Genomic DNA, 26127 nt, shown 5'->3' with positions numbered 1-26127 from the left:
CGTTAAGATTTTAGCAAGCGAAGGCCGTTTAAGATAACTAAAATGGTGCTGCCTTCGTGACCTATAACACCAAATGGCATATCAAGCACTTGGAAAAAATTCGAACAAATTAATAAAAAGATGACGGCAATAGAAAAAATAACGTTTTGCTTCACAATTGAGTTCATTCGTCTGGAAAGAGCTACTGCATCCGAAATTTTTGATAGATCATTTTTCATTAAAACGATATCCGCTGTTTCAAGTGCCACATCCGTTCCTTCTCCCATGGCTACTCCAACGTTAGCAGTAGCCAGAGCAGGTGCATCGTTAATGCCATCTCCTACCATTGAAACGGTAGGGAATTTTTCTTTTAACGCTTTAATTTTATCTACTTTCGCTTCAGGCAAACATTCTGCAATGTATTCATCGACTGCACATTCTTTTGAAATGGCTTCGGCTGTTTTTTCGCTGTCTCCTGTAATCATGACGGTATGAATACCCTGCTCTTTAAGAGATTTAACAGCATCTACAGCTTCTGTTCGTACAACGTCTTTTAGCGCAAGCAATCCCACAATACCATGCTGGTCTTTTGCGTACACAATCGTTTTTCCTTCACTGGCAAGCGTAGATGAAATCCCATTTTCAAATTCACCTGCATCTTCTTTACCTACAAAATCTGCTTTTCCTATCTTCCACGTATCTCCTTGAAGAGACCCAATGACACCATATCCGGGAACGTCTTCAAGCGAATCTGGCTGAACGAGCATCAATTCCTGCTTGTTTTTCACAAAGTCAACAATGGATTGAGCAAGCGGATGATTGGACTGACGTTCAATTGATGCGATTTTAACAAGAAATTCCTGCTCGTTCATATCAGAACGGACAATGACATTTGTCACTTCGGGCTTTCCTTTTGTTAACGTTCCTGTTTTGTCAAAAGCGATTGCGCTTAAATGGCTTAACCTTTCCAAATGAACGCCGCCTTTGAACAAAATTCCTTTTTTTGCTCCGTTTGAAATAGCAGACAGCGAAGCAGGAGTGATAGATGCAACCAGAGCGCAAGGAGACGCTACAACTAAGAGAATCATTGCACGGTAAAATGTCTCGGTCCAGCTCCATCCAAGCACATAGTGTGGGAGAAATAGCATAACTGCCACAACCGATAGAACAATTTTTACATATGTGCCTTCAAATCGTTCAATAAACAATTGAGAAGGCGACTTTTCACTTTGAGCCGTTTGAACAAGTTGAATGATCTTTTGAAACAGCGTCTCAGCGCTTGGCTTTGTCATTTTAATGGTAATGGCGCCTTTCACATTCACCGTGCCCGCGAATACTTCATCATCGAGCTGTTTTAGTACAGGAACAGATTCCCCTGTAATAGCAGCCTGATCAATCGTTGTTTGACCTGAGACAACAATCCCATCGGATGGCACTCGTTCACCCGGCTTAACTAGCAGCAAGTCACCGATTTGTAAATCCGAAATGGATACAATTTCTTCTTGATCTCCAATCAGACGCGTTGCTTCTTGCGGCTGTAAATTCATCAAGGCGCTAATTTCTCGGTTGCTTTTATTCATGGTGTACGTTTCTAATGCACCGCTTAATGCAAAAATGAAAATAAGCATAGCACCTTCTGTCCAGTAGCCAATTACAGCCGCTCCAACGGCTGCAATAATCATTAACATTTCGACATTCAATTCTTTATTTTCAATCGTTTCTTCAATGCCTTCTTTTGCTTTAGCAAATCCTCCTATCACGTAAGCTAATACAAAGAGCGTAATTGATACAGCAGTATCCTGCTGTTTTGACAGCAGCCAGCCGGCTAAAATCAGCACGCCGCTTAACAGTGCAGCAATGAGTTCACCATGTGTTTTTAATACGTTGACAGCAGAAGATGTTTGAGGCGTTTGTTCTTGTTTTTTAGGTAACGCATTTTCCATACAAATCCTCCTTGAACGATAATTGAGAAGAATAATCACAATCATTACCCCTAAAAAAACACGAAAGCTGCCATCTCAGCGATAGCAGCACATTTTTTCAGTTCTTCTCTTTTAAATTGGGATATTTAGTATAGTATAGCACGGAACAAGCAAGGAGGTAACGACTAATGCCTAAAAAATAAAAACAGAATGCAGCTGGACGTCTGCATTCTGTAAAAAACGTACTACATATCTAAATGTTCTTCATAATATTTATAAGCGGAAGTGTAAATGTGCTCGATATCGGCATCCGTCATGTACATTAAGGTTTCACGGTCAATCCCCTTCATTGTTTCAATAAATGTAATCATGTTTTTGCGTTCTTGTCTGCTCATTTATTATTCTCCTCTCCATCTGTTTTAATACAGTTTATTATATTTAATTGTATTATATAACAGAAAAAGTATTTTGTGTGGATTTTTTTTAAAAATAGGCAAAAAAATTTAGAAAGACGTAAATAATTGACTATATAGAAAAAGGTGTTTTATAATTTATATATGAACATATGCTCATATACTTGCATATAATGAACGGAGAGATGTTATGAAAAAAGATGAACATTCGTTTTTATCGCCTCAAACAGTAGAAGAAGCGTCAAGAATACTAAAAGCTATTTCAGATCCTACGAGAATGAAAATTCTTTATTTGCTATTTCAAGAAGAGTGTTCAGTCGGTCATATGGTTGAAGTGCTTGGTGTTTCACAATCAGCTATTTCACATCAGTTAACACATTTGCGTCATTTACGTTTAGTAAAATATCGCCGTGAAGGGAATACGTATTTCTATACGTACGATGATGAACACGTGGTTGGAATACTGCATCAAGTAATTCAGCACGTAGAATGCGCACATAACGAATAGAAGGAGGGGCTTTGCATGAGTCATGATCATCACCACCATCATCATGGTCACCATCACCATTTTGATACACAGCGTGAAGGCAACAAAAAAGGTCTGTTAATTGCACTCATTATCACAGCGGGTATTATGATTCTTGAGTTTGTTGGAGGGCTTTTTACAAATAGTTTAGCGTTATTATCCGATAGCGGACACATGCTTTCTGATACAAGCTCACTTGCTCTTAGTCTTGTAGCGATATGGTTTGCTAACCGAGCTGCATCGGCTAAAAAAACGTACGGTTATTATCGTTTTGAAATATTAGCGGCTCTTTTTAACGGAGTGGCACTGTTTGTAATAGCAGGATTTATCATCTATGAAGCCTATCAGCGCGTATTAGAGCCGCAGTCTGTAGCAAGCGGCAGCATGATGCTGATTGCTACTGTTGGTTTACTCGCTAATTTAATCATCGCCTGGTCACTTATGAGACAAGGCGATGTAAAAGGAAACGTAAATTTACGCAGCGCTTACTTACACGTATTGGGAGATGCTTTAGGATCTATTGGAGCTATTGTAGCGGGACTTCTTATGATGCTGTTTGGATGGTATATTGCTGATCCTATTATTTCTGTAGTTGTGTCTGTATTAATTTTAAAAAGCGCTTGGGGCGTGCTTGCTCATAGCGTTCATATTTTGATGGAAGGCTCTCCTGAAGGGGTAGATCACAGTGAAATAAAAAACCTTCTTGAAAACATTGAAGGAGTCAAAGATGTGCATGATTTACACATTTGGACCATTACTTCAGGACTGGACTCATTGAGCTGTCATATGCGCGTAGAAGATGAAAAAGATTGTCAGCAAATTTTGCAAAAAGCCATCGATTTAGTACATGATCACTGCGGCATTGAGCATACCACGATACAAATTGAAAAATCAGCTCTTCAGCATCGAACGCTAAAAGTTTAAAAAACAAGCGAGAACCTATAGGTTCTCGCTTGTTTTTTGTTGCATAGGCATCTTTTGTCCGAATACAAAAAGAATAATAAAAATAAAGCCAAGCATCCCGCTAATAATATTAAAAAAGCTGATATGGTGAAAGAACTGAATAAACGTGCCGCCTATGTAAGGGCCGGCAAGGCTTCCGATACTAAAAGCAATGCCGCATAGTAAATTGCCTGTAGGCAGTAGACGAGCAGGAATCAAATCCGTCATATAGCTGATTCCTAAACTAAACGTCGAGCCTACAACCATGCCAGCTATAAATAAACAAGCTACTAATGGAATAGCAGTCTCTTCCAAGAGGCTTGCTGTAAGAAACGTAACGGCTCCAATTGATAAAATCCATCCTAATACCAATTTCCGTCCAAATTTATCGCTCAGTATTCCGAGAGGAAGCTGAAATACAATAGCTCCAACTGCAAAGGAAGTCAAGAGGAGTGAAATAAACTCTACTTGCAAACCAATTCGTAAGCCATATACAGGAAAGCTTCCGTTCAGTGATGATTCTAAAAATCCATATCCAAAAGGCGGCAAAAAAGCAATCCAAGCATACTTAGCCGCCTTAGAAAATCGTTTAGCCGTTTCTTTTAATGAATTAACCTCCACTTCCTGTAGGGGAAATTCATTTTTTATCAAAAATAAAAACACCCACGTTATGAGGCAGAGAGCTGAAGAAATCATAAAAGGAAGCGCTTGATTAATTTCAATTAACGGCGTCATTAAAGGACCAACAGCAAAACCAATACCGAAAAAAAGCCCGTACAATGAAATGTTTCGACCTCGTTTATCAGCAGGTGAAGACGATGTAATCCACGTTTGAGTACCAAAGTGCAGCGCGTGGTCTCCTATTCCAATAAATAAACGGAGCACAAACCAAAAAACAACAGATTTCCACAAGGGAAACAAAGCTAAAGATACAATAACTAAAAGTCCGCCTGCTGCGATAATTGGTTTATATCCGTATCTGCGAAGCGGCCCTTCCATGAAAGGAGAAATAAATAAAATGCCTAGGTACAATCCCGTTGCGTTTAATCCGTTTATAGTAGAAGAAAGACCGTCTTTCTCAAAAATAATAGCAATTAAAGGCAGCAGCATACCTTGGCTGAATCCAGAAATGGCGACAAGGCTAACTAAAATCCAGAAACGTTGTTTATGAGTAGCACTCATAGCATTCAACCTCTTTTTATCTATATTTTGTCAATCCAACTGTTTAATCGTACAAGGAAAACGCTTTATTGACAAGGATGTAGACGTGCTGTGCTGTTAATTTGACATCTTTTTATAAGGGAAGTAGAATAAAACATGTAAATAGTTACATGTTTTAATTTACAATTAAAAGGCAGTCGCTAGAATACACACAGTGCTTAAGAAAATAGCGACATTCACAATCAATGTCGGTACAGCGATTGTCATTGGTCATACAGGAAGCGCGAAATACAAACGCTTACAAAACTGCGTTTTTCTAGGCACTGCTGTGAGACGCTTAGATCGGATCGCGTTGTGTCAGACATATACGAAGTGTTATAAATCAAAGGAGCGATATAAAAATGGAAAAATTTATTGGAAATCATATGATTTACACGTACGAAAACGGATGGGAATATGAAATTTATATCAAAAACGAAAATACAATCGATTATCGTATTCACAGCGGAATGGTGGCAGGACGATGGGTTCGCGACCAAAAAGTAGATATTGTGAAATTAACAGAAGGTGTATATAAAGTATCGTGGACTGAGCCGACTGGAACAGATGTATCTTTGAACTTTATGCCTGATGAAAAACGGATGCACGGCATTATTTTCTTCCCAAAATGGGTACATGAACATCCTGAAATTACCGTGTGCTATCAAAATGATCATCTTAATTTAATGCATGAATCCCGTGAAAAATACGAAACATATCCGAAATACGTTGTACCCGAATTTGCTGACATTACATTTATCAAAAATGTCGGAGCGAACAATGAGGAAGTTATCGCTCAAGCGCCTTACGAAGGAATGACAAATGATATTCGCGCCGGAAAATTAATTTAACACAGAGTCATAAAAAAGGCTGAGACAAAAGTAGTTTAGTTGAAGGAAGACCCGAACGATGAATCGAGATTCTTGATGGAGAATCAAATTCGTTCGGATTTTTTTATGGTGACGGTGTAACAAGTATCCCTATTGAGAGTAGTTGGTTATATAAAAAGCGGTTTATAATGAAGTAAAGGAGTGAAGAAAGTGGAATTTAACATAAAAAAAGAGGCGGGGTTTACAACAAATCTTCCTTATGGAGAGCTACATATCGCCGGAGATGAAGAGTATGGCTTTCGTCCGTATCAGCTAATGGTATCGTCCATTGCTGTTTGCAGCGGAGGCGTGTTAAGAAAGATTCTAGAGAAAAAAAGGATTGCTTTTTCCGATTTACGCATCCAAGCTGATGTGACGCGAAATGATGAAAAAGCGGGGCGAATCGAAAAAATTCATTTGCACTATATCATCACAGGAGAAGACCTTCCATTAGACAAAATTGAAAAATCAATTGAGCTAGCACGAAAAAATTGTTCGATGCTACAGTCGGTTATTGACAGTATTGAAGTGACAGAAACCTTCGAAATTAAATGAGGTTGGGACAAAAATATTTTAGTTGAAGAAGATCCGAACGATGAATCAAACTCGTTCGGATCTTTATGGTGTTGTTACAAGCGGTTTATCTCCTTGCTCCCATTTGTTTGTCTTCAGATGGAATGGACTTAGCTACGTCTCAATCTCATATTTCCTTCGGTTTGCTGCCGGCTTTATCAAAATAGCGCATGCGTTCAGGAGTCAGCTGAAGAAGCAAATAACTTGGGTCATCTGGACTTTTAATCCACTCTTTTAACTTTTCATTCCAAAATTTCTTTTTTAACTCTTCGTTTGTTTCTACATTTACTTTCGCTTCTACCTCTACATACGGATCACTCCAACCTTGCCCATCATAGCCTAACAAAATATGAACGTAAGGGTTTTTTTCTAGTTCTTCGACTTTATGTGTATCTTTATTGGTGGCGGTGTAGAGCACAAGATCTTCATGAAAAAACATCATAAAGCGTGAATAAGGTTTTCCATCTTGAATTGTAGCTAACGTTCCAATTGTATAGTCATCCAGTACGGATAAAATTTGATTTTTCACATCATTATTGCTCATTTTTTCACTCCTTATTATATCTTTTTACCCTTGGTAGTTTGGCTGATTTTTAACTATCTTAATCAAAAATCAATTAAGGGTTTATCATTTATAAAAATAGGTTAAAAATACTAACATTGACGGTGAGTCTATACAAATTCCATTAATTTGATATGATTGATTTTGTTGTCAAAAAATGAATAAGGTAGGTGTACATATCGATGATCAATCGGATTTTTCTTATAGCGGTTATTCTTGGGGTGCCGCTATCTGTTATTGGGCACATGATGCACTGGTCAGATGTTCTTATGTTTATTATTTACTGTTTAACAATCATTGCCCTCGCAGCTTTTATGGGGAGAGCAACAGAGAGCTTAGCTGTTGTAGCTGGTCCTCGAATAGGCGGTCTATTAAATGCTACGTTTGGTAACGCTGTAGAATTAATTATTTCTATTTTTGCTCTAAAAGAAGGCCTTACAGCTGTGGTGCTTGCATCGTTAACCGGTTCTGTATTAGGAAATCTCCTTCTTGTAGGCGGTCTTTCATTCTTCATCGGGGGATTAAAATTTAAGCGCCAAGAATTTAATGTCTATGATGCAAGACATAATTCTGGATTATTGATCTTTGCTGTTATCGTTGCGTTTGTTATTCCTGAAGTGTTTGCTAGCGAAATGGACGAAGCGAAGACCATGTCCCTGAGTGTCGGAATATCCATTATTCTCATCATCTTGTACTTAGCGGCGTTATTTTTTAAGCTGGTAACGCACCGAGGCGTGTATCAGCATAAAAGTGAAGAAGTGGAAGAACATGAAGAGCCAGAATGGTCAATGTGGAAAGCGATTACTGTTCTCTTTTTGTCTACGTTAGCTGTAGCTTACGTATCTGAAAGCTTGGTTAGTACAATCGAAATTGTATCCGAAAGTTTTGGGTGGAGTGAGCTGTTCATTGGGGTCATCATTGTAGCGATTGTTGGAAACGCAGCAGAGCACGCTTCCGCTATTATTATGGCCGTTAAAAACCGCATGGGTGTAGCTGTTGAAATTGCTGTTGGATCCACTTTACAAGTCGCGATGTTTGTAGCACCAATATTAGTGTTAGTTTCGCTGATGTTCGAAAACCAAATGTCTCTTGTCTTTACTTGGCCTGAGTTGATTGCGATGGTAACGGCCGTATTTTTAACTATTGCTATTTCTAATGACGGAGATACAAACTGGTTCGAAGGTGCAACTCTTTTAGGTGCTTATATTATTATGGGAATTGGTTTTTATCTTATTTAAAAAAGAAGAGGCTGGGACAAACATATTTTAGTTGAAGGAAGAATCCGAACGATTAATGGTTCGGATTCTTTTTGTGTAAGTAAATAGAAGAATTTCCCTTTTAGTATTCAGGATAAAACAGGAGATGTTTGAAAAAACTATGGTTGCATTCATTAACGATGTTGAAAGGAGTTTCTAGATGTTACGTAAATTGCTTTTATTTGTGTTTACCATCATTATTTCATTTTCATGTTCAACGAAGATCGCCATTGCGAAAACAGCTCAGCCTACCATCAACGTGCCTTCTTCAGCTTTAAATATTTCAAAAGAAAATACGTATCCAAATGCTAGTCAAGATACGCCATATTTGCAGCCGAGTGAGTTTACAAAAGAGCTCATTGAAACATCAAATGTGAAAATTGAAAACCCTGATTTAATTCGTATATTAAATGAATCAAACATTTCTAAAACTCCATGGGCAATTGGTTTTAGAGCAACTATCTTTTTAGGACAGTGGCCATTAAATTACGAATCAACAGAAACAAACGTTAACTGGCAGCACCAGCGAATCAATACAAATCATTATGATAACAGAGCAGGAAAAACTCAGTACAAAATGATGTACAGCCAGGAAAATCAAAGCCATATAAAAGGCGGATTAACAGCAAAAGTGCCTCAGCCTGATCATGTGAAACAAATGATGCTAATTGAAGCAGCTAAAAAAACAAAGCTCACTTTATCATTTCAAACGTTTGTAGGTGCCGGAACGAAAAAAGACCAGGTCTATAACGTAGCTCCTAAAAAAGTAGGTTATCTGTATGCGTATACGCCTGCTGTAAGTGAAAAAGGAAAAGTAACATATGGAGAAGTGTATGTAACGGTAAAAGGAAGCAAGCGTTCAATTGTAGTGAGAAATGTAACGTCTCAAGGAATTGGAGCATGGATTCCAGTACAAGATTATGTTTCCTTAAGCTTTGGGGCTTACGATCAGCCGAGATAATAAAAAAGAGATTCCAGTGGTGGAATCTCTTTTTGTTATTTTGTGATATTCGCTTGGAGTTTGCTGAAATCAGTATCTTGATAATAGCTGTTTTTCACCAAAATATTAGGTCCTAAACAAGATACTGCTGAACAATGACAGCTAAGTTCTTTAGAAATTGTGCTTTGCTGCCACGTATCAAAAGCGTCTGTAAGCATTGTATCTTGAATGTTGCCAAGAGGAGGTGTATCACCAAAATCTGTTACGATAATATCTCCGTCAAAAATATTTACATTTAGGCGAGAGCGCCCGTCTGGATCGTTTCGAACGGTTACATTTTTACTGCTATATAAGCGTTGTAAGAGCGTTAAGTCTTCCTCATTATTGCTGCATGCATAAAACGGCAGCGTGCCGAATAGCATCCACACATTTTCATCTCGAATATCAAGAAGGTGATGAATAGCTTGACGCATTTCAGGAAGAGATAATGTTTCTAGAGTGCTGGCAAAGTCACTTGGATACATAGGGTGTACTTCGTGACGCTGACAAAGCATTTCATCAACAATTTGACGATGAATCTTTTCCATATGAGGAAGCGTACGTTTATTTAACATCGTTTCAGCTGATACGGTTACACCTGCTTTTACAAGCGCGCGGCTGTTTTCAATCATACGGTCGAAATATTTGGCGCGCTGCTCATAAGTAGGCTTTCGCTCCATCATTGCAAAGCCAGCTTCCACAAAGTCATCCATCGTTCCCCAGTTGTGAGAAATATGTAAAACATCTAAATAAGGAATGATTTGTTCGTAACGAGCAAGATCTAATGTTAAATTTGAATTAATCTGTGTACGGACACCTCGTTCATGTGCATACTTTAATAAAGGCACCACATAATTTTTCACAGAAGATAGAGACATCATCGGCTCTCCGCCCGTAATGCTTAACGCTCGAAGAGTTGGAATTTCATCGAGACGTTTTAAAATTAAATCAAGCGGCAGTGCGTTTGGATCTTTTGGCTGCAGCGTATATCCAACTGCGCAGTGCTCACATCGCATATTACAAAGCGTCGTTGTGGTAAATTCAACGTTTGTAAGCGTGGGTTTGCCATATTGTTTCATATCTAAATACGCTTCCCACGGATCGAACTCCGGGGTAATTCGTTGTAAAGTGGCCATAAAAAAACTCCTTTTATTTTTCCGTAAAGTGAAATGATGATGAAAACATCTCACGGTCCGTCCTGCTAGACTAAATTATACGTCTCATTCAAAACGGACACCAGTGACTATTATGGATTTTATTGCTTTTAGTTGTCAAATATGAAAGTATTCGTTAGGATATAAAGAAATACGAATGAAAAGCTATATCAGGAGGGTTTAAAATGGGAAACGCCGTTCGAGATAAAGATTCACAAGTACGTTATTTAAAAGATCGTTTAAATATGTTTGTACACGTATTAGACTCTATGGAGCCTGAAAACACAGACTTAGAAGACATTGACCGTTTGATTACAATGATTGATGACCTCGAAGCAAAATGTGAGCAGTTTAAAAAAGATAAAGAATGAACAAAGGAAAAAGCGCTAGAAAAACTAGCGCTTTTTTGCTTGAAGTGGAAATCCTCCTATAAAGGTCTTTCGAAACAATTTTTGAAGGAGTATAATAAATTTTGAAAGTTGTACGACAGATAGATAAATACATACATTAGCGGGATATGGGAGGAATTAAGTGATGATTGAAGCTTTAAAACAAAGCATGTACGATTTAATTGTTGAAACATCTACAAAATTGCCAAAAGACGTTCGACGTGCTATCGCAAAGGCAAAAGCGCGTGAAAATGCAGGAACTCGTGCAGCAATGTCTTTAGCAACCATTACCAATAATATTAAAATGGCGGATGATAATTTATCACCAATTTGTCAAGATACAGGTATGCCAACATTTAAAATTAAAACCCCTGTAGGAGTGAATCAGCTTCAAATTAAAGAAGCGATTTATTGGGCAATTGAAGAAGCAACAAAGCACGGAAAGCTTCGCCCTAACTCCGTAGATTCGTTAACGGGAGAAAACAGCGGTAATAATTTAGGCGGCGGCACGCCGGTTATTAAGTTTGAACAGTGGGAAAATGACTATATTGATGCGCGTCTTATTTTAAAAGGCGGCGGCTGTGAAAATAAAAACATTCAGTACAGCCTGCCTTGTGAAGTAGAAGGTTTAGGTAGAGCTGGCCGTGATTTAGACGGAATTCGTAAATGTGTGATGCACTCTGTGTATCAAGCACAAGGTCAAGGCTGTAGTGCCGGCGTCATTGGTGTTGGAATCGGTGGCGACCGTACAACAGGCTATGAATTAGCAAAAGAGCAGCTGTTCCGAAACTTAGATGACGAAAATCCAAATGCTCAGCTGAAAGAATTAGAAGAGTATGTAATGGAAAATGCCAATAAGTTAGGAATTGGTACAATGGGCTTTGGCGGAGAAACGACATTACTTGGCTGTAAAGTCGGCGTTATTAATCGTATTCCTGCTAGCTTTTATGTGTCAGTTGCGTATAACTGCTGGGCTTACCGCCGTTTGGGCGTTAAAATCAATGCCGATACAGGAAGCGTTCAAGAGTGGCTGTATCAAGAAGGCGAAGAAGTAGATTTTAATAAAAATGCAGGCGAAGAAGAGAAACAAAATGCGGATGAAACAAAAGAAGTTGTATTACAAGCACCTATTACAGAAGAGCAAATTCGTGAATTAAAAGTTGGCGACGTGGTGCGTATCAACGGTATGATGTACACAGGACGCGACGCTATTCATAAGCATTTAACAGATCACGATGCGCCAATTGATTTAAATGGACAAATCATTTATCACTGTGGTCCGGTTATGTTAAAAGATGAAGATGAAAAATGGCACGTAACCGCTGCAGGACCAACAACAAGTATCCGTGAAGAACCGTACCAAGGAGATATTATGAAGAAATTTGGTATCCGAGCGGTTATCGGTAAAGGCGGTATGGGTCCTAAAACACTTGCTGCTCTTCAAGAGCACGGCGGCGTATATTTAAATGCGATCGGCGGAGCTGCACAGTACTATGCTGACTGTATCAAGAGTGTAGAAGGCGTTGATTTGATGCAGTTCGGTATTCCTGAAGCAATGTGGCATTTAAAAGTAGAAGGCTTTACAGCTGTAGTGACGATGGATTCACACGGAAACAGCTTGCATGCAGATGTAGACAAGTCTTCATTTGAAAAGCTTGAGCAATTTAAAGAACCGGTATTTAAATAAACATACGTCCGAAGCGTATGGTAAAAAGTAACGTTCATGAACGAGAAAATTGAGTGGATACTAAGCGTAAAATGACTTCCGAAAGGAGCTTCTTATGCGCCGGTTCACCTTTTTTCTCGTTTTTTTATTTGTGATGTCAACAGGCATAGCATCTGTTGAAGCACAAATGTATCCAAACACTCCGATCAGCTGGGGATTTCAAAAAAGCAAAAATCACAAGCCTGCATCCGCAGGTACAGCTTATGAACAAATTCTTGCTAAGTATGATGCTTTTTATCTCGGAGATACAACTAAAAAAAATATTTATTTAACATTTGATAACGGTTATGAAAATGGCTATACACCGCAGGTATTAGACGTCCTCAAAAAAAGAAAGGTTCCTGCGACGTTCTTTGTAACAGGACATTATTTAAAAGAAGAGCCTGAGCTAATTAAGCGAATGGTAAAAGAAGGGCATATTGTCGGCAATCATTCATGGCATCACCCTGACTTAACTCAAGTGGATGACAAACGTTTTAAAGAAGAACTGCAAAAAGTAAAAGATGAATACAAAAACATTACGGGTCGTGATGAAATGAAGTATCTTCGCTCACCTAGAGGCGTATTTAGTGAACGAACGCTAGCTCTTTCAAAGCAAGAGGGCTATACGAACGTATTTTGGTCACTTGCATTCGTTGACTGGAAAGTGAATGAACAAAAAGGCTGGCGCTACTCATATGACAATATGATGGCTCAAATACATCCAGGTGCGATCATGCTTTTGCATACTGTTTCAAAGGATAACGCAGATGCATTAGATCAAGCGATTGTAGATTTAAAAAAGCAGGGCTATACGTTTAAAAGCATTGATGATTTAATGAACGAACGCAAACAAATGAAGAAAAGTTCTTCTAAAACGAAATAAAGATAAAAACCGATGGGAATGTTTCTCCTGTCGGTTTTTTGCTGTTGAAGTGTTATAATATGCGTTGATGTCTTTTTTAAAGCGATACGGTCTACTAGGTTTTAAGCAGCTAAGGACCGTTAATAACTATATAAAGAATTTAAACTAATCGGAGTTGGTCTCATGAATAAACCAAAAACTGAAATGAAAGTTCAAAAAGGACAAACGTTTCCGTTAACGATAAAAAGGCTCGGTATTAATGGAGAAGGCGTAGGATATTTTAAGCGCCAAGTCGTCTTTGTGCCGGGAGCACTACCAAATGAAGAAGTGGTTGTAGAAGCAACAAACGTTCAGCGTAATTTTGCCGAGGGGAAAATCAAGCGAATTCGCAAAAAATCTCCTCATCGCGTAGAAGCACCCTGTCCTATTTACGAGCAGTGCGGAGGCTGTCAGCTTCAGCATTTATCGTATGAAGGTCAGCTAGAATCTAAGCGCGATATCGTTTTGCAGGCGTTCGAACGTCACAGTTCATTAAAAAAAGTAGAAGAGAAAACACGCCAAACGATTGGCATGGAAGATCCTTGGCGCTATCGTAATAAATCCCAGTTTCAAGTGGGTATGGACAAACAAAAAGTCATCGCTGGTTTGTACGGACTGAATTCTCACCGCTTGATTGATATTGAAAACTGTCCCATTCAGCATAAAGCTACAAATCACGTGACAAAAGAAATAAAACGAATTTTACAAGACCTTCAAATTCCTATCTACAATGAGCGCAAACGTCGTGGTATTGTACGTACTATCGTATCTCGAGTAGGATTTGAAACGGGTGAAGTGCAAATTGTCTTGATTACGGCTAAACAAGACATTCCGAGAAAAGAGCTGCTGATTAAAGAAATTCAGCGTCGCCTACCGGAAGTGAAATCGCTCGTACAAAACGTAAACGGCCAAAAAACATCGCTTATTTTTGGAGACGAAACGTTTACTCTTGCTGGAAAATCAGTGATTCAAGAAACGTTAGGGGACATTTCATTCGAACTTTCAGCTCGTGCATTCTTCCAGCTGAATCCTCTTCAAACCGTGAAGCTATATGACGAAGTAAAAAAAGCAGCTGCGTTAACAGGCAGTGAAAAAATTGTAGATGCTTACTGCGGAGTAGGGACAATTGGCTTATGGCTTGCTAAAGATGCCAAAGAAATTCGCGGAATGGATACGATTGAAGAATCGATTGCAGACGCAAGAAAAAATGCCCAAGATCATGGGTTTGAGCATGCTACGTACGTAACGGGTCCGGCTGAGAAATGGATGCCGCAGTGGGTAAAAGAAGGCTGGAAGCCAGACGTTATCGTCGTTGATCCGCCGCGAACAGGCTGTGATGACAAGCTTCTAAAAACGATTTTACAAGTGAAGCCAAAGAAAGTGGTTTACGTTTCTTGTAATCCATCCACATTAGCCAAAGATGTGCAGCAGCTGTCGAAGGCTTATCATGTTGATTACATTCAGCCTGTTGATATGTTTCCGCATACGGCGCACGTGGAGAATGTGGTGAGTTTGACGTTAAAAAAATGAATAGAAAAAGAGTAAAGGGCAGATTAGATTCTGCTCTTTTTTCTTTGAGCTGTACTCTTATTAAATGGAGAAAGTTGTTAAAATTCAACATCTGTTCTTTTAGTGTGAAAAAATATCTTAGTATAGTGAGATGAAATTCCCATAAAGTCTAGTCATGGAAAGTGTTACATCGCTAAAGAGAAATTACATAAGAGGGTTAATGCCTTTAAGATAAACTATAATGACGTCTTTTATACAAATAATAAACGCAAACTCTATCCCAAAACCCAAACCTTTAACCACATCGATAATACTATATTAATAAAACTACTGAAAAGTATGTACAAAGGGGAAGAGGTTAAATGGACTCAATGTTTTTAAAAGGACTTACGGGCGAAGTGGTAACGCCAAAAGACCCCATTTATGAGGAAGCTCGTCAGGAATGGAATCGCGCTATTGATAAATTTCCGCTTGTGATTGTGTACTGTGAAAAAAAGCAGGATGTTGTGAATGCGATCCACTGGGCGCGCAAGCATCGTGTTGAGATTCGCATTCGATCTGGTGGTCATCATTATGAAGGATATTCTACGGGTGACTGTGTATTAGTCATTGATATTAGTCGATTAAATGGGTTGAAATTAGATAGGAAACGGAACATTTTAAAGATGGAAGCAGGAGCGAAAAATACGGAAGTGTATGGTTTCATCGGTTCGAACGGATATGTTTTTCCAGGAGGAACGTGTCCGACTGTTGGGGTGTCTGGCTTTACGCTTGGTGGAGGCTGGGGACTTTCAAGCAGGCTTTACTGGTTAGGATGCGACAGCTTGATAGAGCTAGAGTTAGTCAATTATGAAGGAAAGCTCATCAAAGCAAACAAATCGTGTAACGCTGATCTTTTTTGGGCATGCCGCGGTGCCGGTGGCGGTAACTTTGGCGTTGTAGTAAGCATGACGTTTCAGCTTCCAAAGCCAACGAACAGCTCTGTGACGCTCGTTCGCTTCTTTTATGTAGGTACTACAAAGGAGAAGCAGAGACAAGTGATGAATATATGGCAAAACTGGCTGCCCGAACTGGACAAACGTATGACGCTAGTTGCAAGCTTTTATAATGCTGAAGGAGAAGGGTTAGGCATATTTGCAAACGGCTTCTTTTACGGCTCCCGAGAAAGAGCTCGGAAGATTTTGCAGCCTTTTGCAGAAGCAGAAGGGTTTCAAGTAGAGCTGGAATCATTACCTTTTCTTGAAGCGGTAAAAAAAAATAGAGGAAACCTATCCTCCGTCTGAAAAATTTAAGTCAACGGGAAGATTTGTGCAAAGAACGTATTCACGTGTTGAGCTTGAAAATCTTACAGATCTCATACAGCGTCCAGCAGAAGGTTCCGTGTATGCTGCGATTTCTTTTTATGCACTAGGAGGAGAAATTCGCCGTGTTGGTAAAAGAGAAACGGCTTTTTTCTACAGAAACGCCAGATATATTATGGGGTTTCAGTCCGTATGGACAGACGATGCATATGCAAGAGCAAACAGAGATTGGCTTCGCAAGCGATTTGAATATATTAAAAGTATGACGATAGGCTCCTATGTGAATTTCCCTATCAGCAACCTTAAAAATTACGAACGTGAGTATTTTGGAGACAACGCAGAGAGATTAGAGAGAGTGAATAAGAAGTACGATCCGTTTAATGTGTTCAGGTTTCCTCAGGGACTAAGATAGTGTGCGGAAAAGGATACTAAGTTGACAATTGAACCTGTGCAATCATCTTCTTTCAAAGAAGGTAAATAAATGAAAATACTCTTTCTTGTTGACAAAGCACCAAACTGGTATTAGAATAAACAACTATTCGACAGTCACTATCTTGATCGAAAAAATTTAATACGTAGAAAGCTATGATTGCTATGGATCACACTATAGCAGGAGCAGCTTCTGGAGAGATCGCGAGAGTTTCGCGACGCCGAAGGGTTCACAATCTCAGGCAAAAGGACAGAAGAGTACCGGATATTTATTTGGCGTGTTACTAATTGGTAGCCTGTGCCTTAATATTTGTTATTCTTATGACCATGAGATTGGAGCGCATCCAATCTCTTTTTTTATTGGACTTTATTTGTAGTCCGCACGATCGCATCAAAGGTTTTATTGTTAGGAGGAGTTAGAGTTGGAACAACGAGAATTAAAGAGGGATTTATCCAATCGTCATGTTCAGCTAATTGCGATTGGGGGAACCATTGGTACGGGCTTGTTTTTAGGTTCTGGTAAAGCCATACAGCTTGCGGGTCCCTCTATCATCTTTGCTTATTTAATTGTTGGTATTGCGCTTTTCTTTGTGATGAGAGCGTTAGGAGAACTACTGCTTTCTAAAGCAGGTTATCAATCACTAACAGATATTGCTGAAGAGTACCTTGGACAGTGGGCTTCATTTGTCACCGGATGGACGTACTGGTTTTGCTGGATCATGACAGCTATGGCTGATGTCATTGCCGTTGGTGTATATGTGAAATATTGGTTCAATATTCCTCAGTGGATTCCTGCACTTATTTGTGTAATCATTTTATTAGGGCTTAACTTATTAACCGTAAAATTATTTGGAGAATTAGAGTTTTGGTTTGCTTTAATAAAGGTTATTACGATTCTTGCGTTAATTATTATTGGCGTTATTTTGCTGGTAATGGGATTTAAAACAGACGCGGGATCCGTTACTGTTCAAAACCTTTGGAATCACGGAGGACTGTTTCCAAATGGAGTTTCAGGTTTCTTACTTTCATTCCAAATGGTTATATTCGCATACGTCGGGGTTGAGTTGGTAGGGGTATCGGCAGCAGAAACATCAAATCCCCAAAAAAATATTCCATCGGCCATTAATAAAATTCCGCTGCGAATCTTATTTTTCTATGTTGGAGCGCTTATCGTCCTCTTATTTATTAACCCGTGGATGGAATTAAATGCAGCAGAAAGCCCATTTGTTAAAACCTTTAGTTTAGTCGGAATTCCGCTTGCTGCTGGAATTATTAATTTTGTTGTATTAACTTCAGCCGCTTCTGCTTGTAATAGCGGGATGTTTTCAACAAGCCGTATCTTATATAATTTAAGTAAAAATGACCAAGGGCCATCTAAGTTTGCAAAACTGAATAAAAATCACGTACCAAGCAACGGATTATTTGTATCTACGGTGGTCATCTCAGCGGGAGCTCTTTTAAGCAAGCTTATACCAGACCAAGCTTTTGGCATCGTAACGACCATTAGCGCTATTTGTTTTATTTGGGTGTGGAGTATCATTCTTATTTGCCATCTAAGGTATAAAAAGTCGCGTCCGCAGCTGCATGCAGCATCAGCATTCAAAGCACCGTTAACACCATTTATAAACTATGTTGTATTAGCATTGTTTGCGGTGATTCTTGTTATTATGCTGTTTTCTGACGCGACGCGCCCAGCCTTATTGTTGACGCCCGTTTGGTTTATTCTCTTATTTATTTTTTACTGGACTAGAAGGGGAAAATAAATAAATCTTTAAAGGCTAGAAAATCAGCAGGAAACAACCATAATTTTTTATAAAAGAATATAGTAAACTTCTGACCTCATCACTCCGTGATGAGGTCTTTTTAGTGGAGGATAAATAATTGATTTCTACTGCATGAATAAAATGCAGGAAGCAAAGTTTATAGAAGAAAACTAAAAGCTGTTCTAACAGAAAACACAGTGAGAAAGCTCATAGTTTTCTGATAGGAATGTAGAACAAATTGCTTTTCTTCTATGTCTAAAGATGGAATTCCGTCATTTATATGGAAAAGTCTTCATTTTGGAGTACAATGAAGGTAGACTTCATTAGATTAAGGTGAACAAACATGAAATGGTTTAAATCTCATACGTTTTGGAAAATCTTCACGATTAACGTGCTTCTTATTTGTACCATATTAACGCTAATGTTTATTGTTTCAAGAGTGATGCTGCCTAATATTTCTCAAGATCAATATCGACAGGTAACTGATAAAACCGTCAAGAGAATGAAAGAGCAAATTAACGTCGTCATTAAAGATATTTGGAGCCTAGGCGACGAGGTACAGCAAGATCCTATTTTTTTATCGGATGATGAACAAGAAATAGACAAAGAATTGCAGAAAATAGTTAATATTTCACCGTATATCGATAGCGGAACCATTTTTAATGTAAAAGGGTATGTTGAGCATTATTACCCGAATGATTTAAAAAATATGAAACATGTGAACTTAAGTAAAAGAAAATATTTTCAAGAAGCGCTGCGAACCAAAAAAATATATTTAAGCGATGTCGTTTCAGCAGATACAAAGCACTACATTGTGGTGATGGCGATTCCTATTTTGGATGGGCAGCAAAATGTAAAAAAGGTTGTAAATTTAGCGCTGCGAATTGAAGAAAATAAAAGTTTTCAATCCATCTTTCAAACGTTTGATATAGGAGAGAACGGCTATACATTTATCGTAGACCGCAATGGTAGAATTATTTCCCACCCAGAGAAACAGAGAATCGGTGAAAATGCCAAGAAAAATGAAATCGTTCAGAAAACGATGAATCATAAATCAGGATATCAGCGCGTGGTGAACACCGAAGGTAAGTATTTCTTTGCGTCTTTCGAATATATTCCTGTTTTGGATTGGGGAATTGTCGCTGAATTACCCGTTGAAGAAATTTACAGGCCTTATGAAATGTTTGAAAAAACTCTTTGGATCGTTTCAGGAGTTACGATTTTACTGCTTTCTTTTTTTACTGCGTTATATGCAAGGCAAATTGTGAATCCAATTCATAAACTATATGAATTGGCGGGACAAGTAGCGCGCGGGAATTTTAATCAAAAAATTCCGGAACGAGAAATTGAGCGGGGCGAAATCGGTATTTTATCTAAACAGTTTAATGAAATGATTAGCTATATACGCCATTCTAAAGCAAATTTACAGCAAAAAGAAAATCAGCTGCAGGAACAAAAAACGTTTTTAAGACAAGTTATTGACATTAATCCAAGCTATATTTATGCTATCAATCAAAAAAGGGAATTCATTCTCGTTAATGAATCTTTTGCGATGCTCTTAGGTGAAAAATCTGATGACTTAATTGGACAATCAATTGATAAATATCAGTTCAACCTTCAATCAGATCTTTTATATAAAGGGGCGTTTTCAAACTGTACCCAAAAAGGGATGGTATTAGAAGAACAGTTTAAAGATTCGAAAGGAAACCGGCGCTGGGTCGAAACAGCAAAACTTCCTATTATGAATGAAAAACAGGAAGTGATTCAAATGCTGTGCGTATCGACAGATATTACGGAGCGTAAAAAGGCAGAAGAGAAGCTTAGAACTTCTGAGAAGCTTGCCGTGGTAGGAGAACTTGCAGCTGGAGTGGCTCATGAAATCAAAAATCCTTTAACTTCTTTAAAAGGCTTTGTTCACTTATTAAAAGAACAACATCCTAAAGATGCTTTGTATATAGATATTATGGAAACTGAATTAGAGCGAATGAATGGAATAGTAGAAGAATTTTTGATGTTAGGAAAACCTCAGGTAATGAAGGTTGAATCTTTGAATATGCAAGCGCTTGTTCAAGAAGTGTGCTCACTTCTTGAACCTGAAGCAGTAGAAAGGGAAGTAGCTTTCATATTTGAAAGGGACGACCAGTTACCGAGGGTGTATGGAGATAAAAATCAGTTAAAACAAGTATTTATTAATATTATTAAAAATTCTATCGAAGCAATGCCTGAAGGAGGAGCTATTCATATTACGACTAAGGTAAAAGAAAACCACCTTTGGCTGCAGCTTGCTGATGAAGGACAGGGTATTCCTCCTGAACGGTTGGCTAAGATAGGTGAGCCTTTTTATAGTACAAAAGAAAAAGGTACAGGTTTAGGACTGATGGTCAGCTATCGGATTATTAAAGCTCACCACGCGCAGATGACGTTTTCTAGTCAGTTAGATAAAGGAACAAGTGTGGATATATTGTTTCCAATTATAAAAAAGTAGGGGAAGTTCCCCTACTTTTTATTATTATACTTATAATATATCAAAAGCCTTGATGGTACTAAAATCAATGAAAGTACTAAAAAAGATATCCACAAGTTAACAAGCAGTTAACTGCTGAATTATATAGGATATTCACAACTTTATCCACACTATTCACATTTTTTCAGAAAATTTACATAAAAATTACCCACTGTTATTTCAAGTTATGAAAGCGGTAATATGCATATTCAATAAAGTTATACACATTATCCACATAATTGTGGGTAAAATTTGTGGATATAGTAGAGTATTAAAAAAACGTAAATCATAAGCTTGAAATCTTCGTGTTATTATTTTTACATAATATAAAAACGTCCTTCCGATACAAACTGTACAGAAAGGACGTTGGGATGATCAAGCGTTGGATAGAGATGTTTTGCCTCACTTATTTTTTCGTGTAGCCGCCTGCACGGTCTGCTTTTTTAAACTCGCGGCCGTAATAGATTTCTTGAGCGCTACTTAACGTATTTTTTGCGTTTTCTTTTCGTTTTTTTTCAGACATAAAAAACCCTCCAATTAACGTTTTTCGATCATGCTACTTATTTTTTCCAGAATCTCTCGTTTTTAATCATAAAAAAAAGCTCTCCGTTACACGGAGAGACTCTTACGCTTCTTTAAGCTGGTGATCTTCTTGAACGTCTTGTTCGTGACGCAAGTAGTATAATGTATACAAGTCTTTTGGAATTTCGTATAAATCATATACGTCTTCATGTTGATTAATTTCATCGTATAAAGCTTTGTGTGTTTCATTCGCAAGTACTGCGTAAGGCAGTTTTTCTGCAGCCTTAATAGACCTGATATTGATTTTACGAATTCGCATAAAAATTCGCTCTATATTTAACTCAAAGAACAGTTCATTAAAGAACGCTTCTTTTGCAATTTGATTATATCCTTTTCCATGAAACGGTTTGCCAAGCCAAGTGCCTAAAAAACCAGCTTGGTCCTGTACATCAAATAAATTAATGGTGCCGATAGGGTTACCCCATTCGTCTAAAATCGTGCGAGAAATGATTTCCCCATGATCTTCTGCTTCCATCGTTTGTTTAGTCACAAATAAAAATTCTTCATAGGAATGGGCTTTATGACGAACAAAAGGGAAGACATCAGGATGTACCATGAGTTCGTATAGAGATTGACAGTCATTTAGGTCACGTTTTTTTAACATAACTTTTCCCTCCTGATCGAGGGTATATACAGACTCCAATCAAGTCCCCACCCTCGAAATTTTTTAATAATTAAAAAAATTTCGGGGTGGGAATCGAACCCACTAGAACCAGTTACCTGGTGGCGCACCATTTGCCTTCCCATTACAAGTCAACAAACATAAAAAGTCAACGTGTGATGTTTATGCTTTTGTGAAATTCACATGCTTCTAAACGTATCATACTAAAAAAAATAAAAAAAGAAAATAGGTAAAATGTTAATTTTTTTTAAATAATATTTTACCATTTATCATCGTAAAAATAGGCTTTGCTAAGTAGTGAAAAGGATGATGGCTCCATAGCACCAAATCAGCGTCTTTTCCTGCTTCGATACTGCCAATTCGCTGATCAATACGGAGATTCCGAGCAGCAGCAATCGTGATGCCTTCTAATGCTTTTTGTTCTTCGAGCCCTTCACGTACGGCAATGGATGCACAAATATTTAAGTACTGAATGGGCGTATAAGGATGATCTGTTGTAATGGAAACTTCTACTCCTTCATTGCAGAGAGCTTGATAGGTTTTCCACGTTTTATTCTTCAGTTCAACCTTTGAGCGGCGTGTTAAAGTTGGTCCCACGCTTACTTTTAAGTTTCTTCCCCCTAGCTCTTTAGCAATTAAATGACCTTCTGTGCAGTGTTCAATACGAACGTCTAAATTAAATTCATCTGCTAAGCGCAGAGCTGATAGAATATCATCGGCTCGGTGAGCATGAATTCGAACGGGAATCTCTCTATTCAGTGCTTGAATGAGTGGTTTGATTCGCAAATCATCTTTATTGTCACTGCTTTTTGCATGATAAAAGGCTTCTCTCAGCATCCCCATAATACCCATTCGTGTAATGGATTCTTTATTGCCATGGCTGTGGATTCGTTTTGGATTTTCTCCTAGCGCAATCTTAAGTCCAGCTGTCTCTTGAATCAACATCTGAGAAATACTTGTTCCGGCTGTTTTAATAACGGACGTTGTGCCTCCGATCACATTTGCACTTCCAGGCATAATGTGTACAGACGTAATACCCGCTTCAATGGCATCTTTAAACCCAGGATCTAAAGGATGTACGCTGTCAAAAGCTCGGATATGGGGAGTCATAGGCTCGATTGTTTCGTTAGCATCATTTCCGGCCCAGCCGGTTCCTTCATCATATAGTCCTAGATGTGTATGAACATCAATAAATCCAGGGAATAAATAGCGCTGTTTGCAGTCAATAACTTCTACTTGAAGAGGAGGCTGCAAGTTTGGCCCAATTAAAACAATTTTTCCATCTTGAATGAGCACATCACTATTATAAATAGGTTTTGACGTAATAGGATAGAGCGTTGCATTTTTCAAGAGAATGGTTTTCATAAAGGATGCTCCTATCTATCGGCAGCTTAGTCACCTGTTTTAGGTAAATATCAGAAAATAACTAGAGTAAATCTCGCAATGCATCTTCTAATACAGTATATGTAAAAATGTAATTCTGTTGAATCAATTTTTCAGGTAAAACGCGCTGTCCTTTCAAAATAATCATACTCATTTCTCCCATCAGCAGCTGAAGGCCAAAGCTAGGTACGGGCATCCAGTGAGGACGATTCAACACTTTTCCAATCGTCTTTCCAAACTCTTTCATTTGAACGGGGTTTGGAGCAGTTACATTAACAGGTCCTTCTATTTGTTCGGTATGAATGCAATAATCAATAATTTTGACGACGTCTTGAAGATGCACCCAAGACATCCACTGCTCTCCCGAACCAACTGTCCCTCCTGCAAATAATTTATAAGGAAGGGCAGTAGAAGGGAGTGCCCCGCCATCTTTGCCTAATATAACGCCGAACCTTGTTAAAACAGTACGAATATTGAGTTCCATCGCTTTTAGCGCTTCATTTTCCCATTTTTTTACCGTTTCAGCTAAAAAGTCCGTGCCGATGGATGGAGAAGCTTCTGTGAACGTTTCTGTAGTCGATGTCCCGTAATAACCAACTGCGCTTGCATTTACATAAAGGGAAGGTTTTTCGGGTAAGGCAGCCATAATACGAAGGATTTCTTGAGTAGAAGAAAGGCGACTTTCCACAATGGCTTTTTTGCGCTCGTCCGTCCAGCGGCCGCTGTTAAGTGAAACGCCAGCTAAATTGATAAAAACGTCTGCTCCTTCTACATGCTCTTCAGGTTGGCTGTTTTCTTGCATCCATTCTACATATTTAAGTTTCGGATCTCTTGCAGCTTTATCTGCATTGCGTGTTAAAATATATACATAATGTTTTTGTGTTAAAAAATGTTTTGTTAAAGCTTTACCTACGAATCCAGTTCCTCCAGCAATAACAATTTTCATACGAACTTCCTCCTTTGTTGAGATAAATAAAAATGTGTATGATACGTTTGGCGGTTCTTCAGCCATCAATTTAATAAGAAATATGAGGTGAAGGTGTATGCCTGTTGTCACAAAGATCACAACGCAAAAGAATAGCGGTGAACGTTATAATGTGTATTTAGATTACGGTAAAGGTGAAGAGTTTGGCTTTGGTGTTGACGAAAATGTCCTCATCAAATATGACTTGAAAAAAGGTCGTGAGCTTGATGAATTTGAATTAACGGAAATTCAATACGCAGATGATGAGAAGAAAGCTTATAATTTAGCGATCACTTACTTATCTTATCGAATGCGCTCTGAAAAAGAGGTACATGATTATTTAAAGAAAAAAGAAATTAACTCTACTATTATTCAACAAGTTATTCAGAAATTAGTCAGCCACCGTTATTTAAATGATGAAGAGTTTGCCAAAGCATTTGTGTTAACTCAGATGAACACGACATCAAAAGGACCAAATGTGATTCAAAGAGAATTAAAAGAAAAGGGAATTTCTGATTCCATTATTACCCTTAGTTTATGTGAATACCCCGAAGAACAGCAAATTCAAACTGCTGTGAAATTAATTGAAAAGTTAAAAGGAAAGTATAAAAAATTATCTCAGGTAATGATGAAACAAAAAATGGAACAAGCATTGGCAGTGAAGGGCTATTCATTTTCTATTATTCAAGAAGCATTTCAGCGCACGAATACAGAAAAAGAAAGCGATGAGGCATGGGAAGCTCTGCAATACCAAGGAATGAAAGCTCATCGTCGTTTTTCAAAGTATGAAGGCTGGGAATATCAGCAAAAAATGAAGCAAGCTCTTTATAGAAAAGGATTCTCTATTGACCAAATTCAATCATTTCTAGATTCTATTGAAGAGGAATAAAGGCAGGACAAAAGTATGTTAGTTGAAGGGAAATCCGAACGATGAATCGAGATTCTTGATGGAGAATCCAACTCGTTCGGATTTTTTCATTGAGATGGCAAACGTAAACTTCATGTGTTTATCTTTAGATTAATGCAGTTATGTTTCACTCTTTTTTAAAACAAAATATCTTCTGAGTCATTCTGCTGTTTATAAATAATCTCAGCAATTTCTGAAGCCGAGCGCAATCGGCTTTTATCTTTAATGTGGTTGTTGTGATCCCAAAAAGGGGTATTCATGCCGCCCATGTAAGCTGCAATCACATGAAGGTTAGTATCTTGATACTCCACTTTTAAACTTTCTGTAAATCCCCTTACGCCAAACTTACTTGCCACATAGACGCTTTCATTAGCTTTCCCGCGAAGTCCTGCAGTTGAAATGATATTCATCACTTTAGGTTCAGGTCTCGTTAAGAGATGAGGCATAAGCGCTTGTGTTAAAAAAATAGTTCCTTTTACATTTGTATCGATGACTTCATCGATGGCTTGTTTTGTATAATCCGTCAAAGGACCAAAATGTCCAATGCCTGCATTGTTGATAAGGATATCTACTGAATGCTGCATCAGCAGTTTTTCTACAGATTTTCCTACTTCTTCATACTTTGTAATATCTACAGACATCGTATATACGTTGTCGCTTAGCTCATGCTGCGCCTCTTTTAATTTATGTTGATTGCGTCCAGCTAGAATGACGTTGTAGTCTTTTGCGTAAAGTTTAGCGAGTTCTTTTCCAAGACCCGTCGAACCGCCCGTGATTAGCACTGTTTTCAT

The 26127-nt window shown here is 38.3% G+C and carries 23 protein-coding genes, 1 pseudogene and 1 riboswitch; of the genes and pseudogenes, 14 read left to right on the top strand and 10 right to left on the bottom strand.

Annotation, left to right across the window (positions count from 1 at the left end; genetic code table 11):
- Positions 1-2 precede the first annotated feature (2 nt).
- Together AC3WJG_RS22780 and AC3WJG_RS22775 are read right to left on the bottom strand one after the other, a co-directional pair.
- Complete coding sequence (locus tag AC3WJG_RS22780) at positions 3-1922, bottom strand: heavy metal translocating P-type ATPase (protein WP_060746124.1); 1920 nt, start codon at positions 1920-1922, stop codon at positions 3-5.
- Between the two features lie 224 nt (positions 1923-2146).
- Positions 2147-2296, bottom strand: coding sequence for a BH0509 family protein (locus AC3WJG_RS22775; protein WP_013055132.1), 150 nt, complete (start codon positions 2294-2296; stop codon positions 2147-2149).
- A gap of 208 nt (positions 2297-2504) precedes the next feature.
- Between AC3WJG_RS22775 and AC3WJG_RS22770 the strand changes: the two genes are divergently transcribed.
- Together AC3WJG_RS22770 and AC3WJG_RS22765 are read left to right on the top strand one after the other, a co-directional pair.
- A complete protein-coding gene (locus AC3WJG_RS22770) occupies positions 2505-2822 on the top strand; it encodes an ArsR/SmtB family transcription factor (protein WP_013081523.1) in 318 nt (105 codons plus the stop codon).
- Positions 2823-2837: 15 nt separating this feature from the next.
- Positions 2838-3764 carry a cation diffusion facilitator family transporter gene (locus AC3WJG_RS22765; RefSeq protein ID WP_492588609.1) on the top strand — a complete coding sequence of 309 codons (927 nt, stop codon included), beginning with the start codon at positions 2838-2840 and terminating at the stop codon, positions 3762-3764.
- Between the two features lie 15 nt (positions 3765-3779).
- Here AC3WJG_RS22765 and AC3WJG_RS22760 read toward each other — a convergent pair whose 3' ends face one another.
- Positions 3780-4964 (bottom strand): MFS transporter, encoded by a 1185-nt coding sequence (locus AC3WJG_RS22760; RefSeq protein WP_337134566.1) that lies wholly within the window; start codon positions 4962-4964, stop codon positions 3780-3782.
- Positions 4965-5344: 380 nt separating this feature from the next.
- On the opposite strand from AC3WJG_RS22760, the gene padC reads away from it, so the two are divergent.
- Together padC and AC3WJG_RS22750 are read left to right on the top strand one after the other, a co-directional pair.
- Entirely contained in the window at positions 5345-5833 is a 489-nt protein-coding gene (padC, locus tag AC3WJG_RS22755; protein ID WP_060746125.1) for a phenolic acid decarboxylase, read from the top strand.
- Positions 5834-6022: 189 nt separating this feature from the next.
- Positions 6023-6406, top strand: a complete 384-nt coding sequence (locus tag AC3WJG_RS22750) for an OsmC family protein (protein ID WP_337134567.1) — start codon at positions 6023-6025, stop codon at positions 6404-6406.
- 145 nt (positions 6407-6551) lie between these two features.
- Here the strand turns inward: AC3WJG_RS22750 and AC3WJG_RS22745 are convergent, their stop codons facing one another.
- On the bottom strand, positions 6552-6968 hold the full coding sequence (locus AC3WJG_RS22745; protein ID WP_060746126.1) for a pyridoxamine 5'-phosphate oxidase family protein: 417 nt from the start codon (positions 6966-6968) through the stop codon (positions 6552-6554).
- A 200-nt stretch (positions 6969-7168) separates the two neighbouring features.
- Here AC3WJG_RS22745 and cax point away from each other — a divergent pair, with 200 nt between their 5' ends.
- Together cax and AC3WJG_RS22735 are read left to right on the top strand one after the other, a co-directional pair.
- The gene (cax, locus tag AC3WJG_RS22740; RefSeq protein ID WP_016762856.1) at positions 7169-8224 is read left to right on the top strand and encodes a calcium/proton exchanger; all 1056 of its coding nucleotides are present in this window, start codon (positions 7169-7171) and stop codon (positions 8222-8224) included.
- Positions 8225-8402: 178 nt separating this feature from the next.
- Positions 8403-9203 carry a YfkD famly protein gene (locus AC3WJG_RS22735; protein ID WP_025752771.1) on the top strand — a complete coding sequence of 267 codons (801 nt, stop codon included), beginning with the start codon at positions 8403-8405 and terminating at the stop codon, positions 9201-9203.
- 35 nt (positions 9204-9238) lie between these two features.
- Here AC3WJG_RS22735 and yfkAB read toward each other — a convergent pair whose 3' ends face one another.
- Positions 9239-10357: a radical SAM/CxCxxxxC motif protein YfkAB gene (yfkAB, locus tag AC3WJG_RS22730; RefSeq protein WP_337134568.1), complete on the bottom strand. Its 1119-nt coding sequence runs from the start codon at positions 10355-10357 to the stop codon at positions 9239-9241.
- A 203-nt stretch (positions 10358-10560) separates the two neighbouring features.
- Here yfkAB and AC3WJG_RS22725 point away from each other — a divergent pair, with 203 nt between their 5' ends.
- The 7 genes and pseudogenes from AC3WJG_RS22725 (at position 10561) to AC3WJG_RS22695 (ending at position 20860) form a co-directional block, all read left to right on the top strand.
- Entirely contained in the window at positions 10561-10746 is a 186-nt protein-coding gene (locus tag AC3WJG_RS22725) for an SE1561 family protein (protein WP_013081532.1), read from the top strand.
- Between the two features lie 163 nt (positions 10747-10909).
- The gene (locus AC3WJG_RS22720) at positions 10910-12451 is read left to right on the top strand and encodes a fumarate hydratase (protein WP_081732061.1); all 1542 of its coding nucleotides are present in this window, start codon (positions 10910-10912) and stop codon (positions 12449-12451) included.
- 94 nt (positions 12452-12545) lie between these two features.
- A complete protein-coding gene (gene pdaA / locus AC3WJG_RS22715; protein WP_028410132.1) occupies positions 12546-13355 on the top strand; it encodes a delta-lactam-biosynthetic de-N-acetylase in 810 nt (269 codons plus the stop codon).
- Positions 13356-13517: 162 nt separating this feature from the next.
- The gene (gene rlmD / locus AC3WJG_RS22710) at positions 13518-14903 is read left to right on the top strand and encodes a 23S rRNA (uracil(1939)-C(5))-methyltransferase RlmD (RefSeq protein WP_337134569.1); all 1386 of its coding nucleotides are present in this window, start codon (positions 13518-13520) and stop codon (positions 14901-14903) included.
- 341 nt (positions 14904-15244) lie between these two features.
- Positions 15245-16595, top strand: a pseudogene (locus tag AC3WJG_RS22705) (FAD-binding oxidoreductase).
- 200 nt (positions 16596-16795) lie between these two features.
- A riboswitch (glycine riboswitch) is annotated at positions 16796-16876 on the top strand.
- A gap of 158 nt (positions 16877-17034) precedes the next feature.
- Positions 17035-18375 carry an amino acid permease gene (locus AC3WJG_RS22700; RefSeq protein WP_221841222.1) on the top strand — a complete coding sequence of 447 codons (1341 nt, stop codon included), beginning with the start codon at positions 17035-17037 and terminating at the stop codon, positions 18373-18375.
- 343 nt (positions 18376-18718) lie between these two features.
- A complete protein-coding gene (locus tag AC3WJG_RS22695; protein ID WP_028410126.1) occupies positions 18719-20860 on the top strand; it encodes a PAS domain-containing sensor histidine kinase in 2142 nt (713 codons plus the stop codon).
- A 424-nt stretch (positions 20861-21284) separates the two neighbouring features.
- Here AC3WJG_RS22695 and AC3WJG_RS22690 read toward each other — a convergent pair whose 3' ends face one another.
- The 4 genes from AC3WJG_RS22690 to AC3WJG_RS22675 form a co-directional block, all read right to left on the bottom strand.
- The gene (locus tag AC3WJG_RS22690; protein ID WP_013055148.1) at positions 21285-21401 is read right to left on the bottom strand and encodes a YfhE family protein; all 117 of its coding nucleotides are present in this window, start codon (positions 21399-21401) and stop codon (positions 21285-21287) included.
- Positions 21402-21503: 102 nt separating this feature from the next.
- Positions 21504-22064, bottom strand: coding sequence for a GNAT family N-acetyltransferase (locus AC3WJG_RS22685; protein ID WP_013055149.1), 561 nt, complete (start codon positions 22062-22064; stop codon positions 21504-21506).
- A gap of 255 nt (positions 22065-22319) precedes the next feature.
- On the bottom strand, positions 22320-23447 hold the full coding sequence (locus tag AC3WJG_RS22680; RefSeq protein ID WP_028410125.1) for an amidohydrolase: 1128 nt from the start codon (positions 23445-23447) through the stop codon (positions 22320-22322).
- Positions 23448-23508: 61 nt separating this feature from the next.
- On the bottom strand, positions 23509-24411 hold the full coding sequence (locus tag AC3WJG_RS22675; RefSeq protein ID WP_050688500.1) for a TIGR01777 family oxidoreductase: 903 nt from the start codon (positions 24409-24411) through the stop codon (positions 23509-23511).
- Between the two features lie 97 nt (positions 24412-24508).
- Here AC3WJG_RS22675 and recX point away from each other — a divergent pair, with 97 nt between their 5' ends.
- Entirely contained in the window at positions 24509-25318 is an 810-nt protein-coding gene (gene recX, locus AC3WJG_RS22670) for a recombination regulator RecX (protein WP_028410123.1), read from the top strand.
- A gap of 155 nt (positions 25319-25473) precedes the next feature.
- Here recX and AC3WJG_RS22665 read toward each other — a convergent pair whose 3' ends face one another.
- Positions 25474-26127, bottom strand: a complete 654-nt coding sequence (locus tag AC3WJG_RS22665; RefSeq protein ID WP_028410122.1) for an SDR family NAD(P)-dependent oxidoreductase — start codon at positions 26125-26127, stop codon at positions 25474-25476.

Source organism: Priestia sp. FW507-14D1A, from assembly GCF_058781295.1.
Note: the sequence above shows the minus strand (reverse complement) of the source record. Positions and strands in the feature narration are given on the sequence as shown.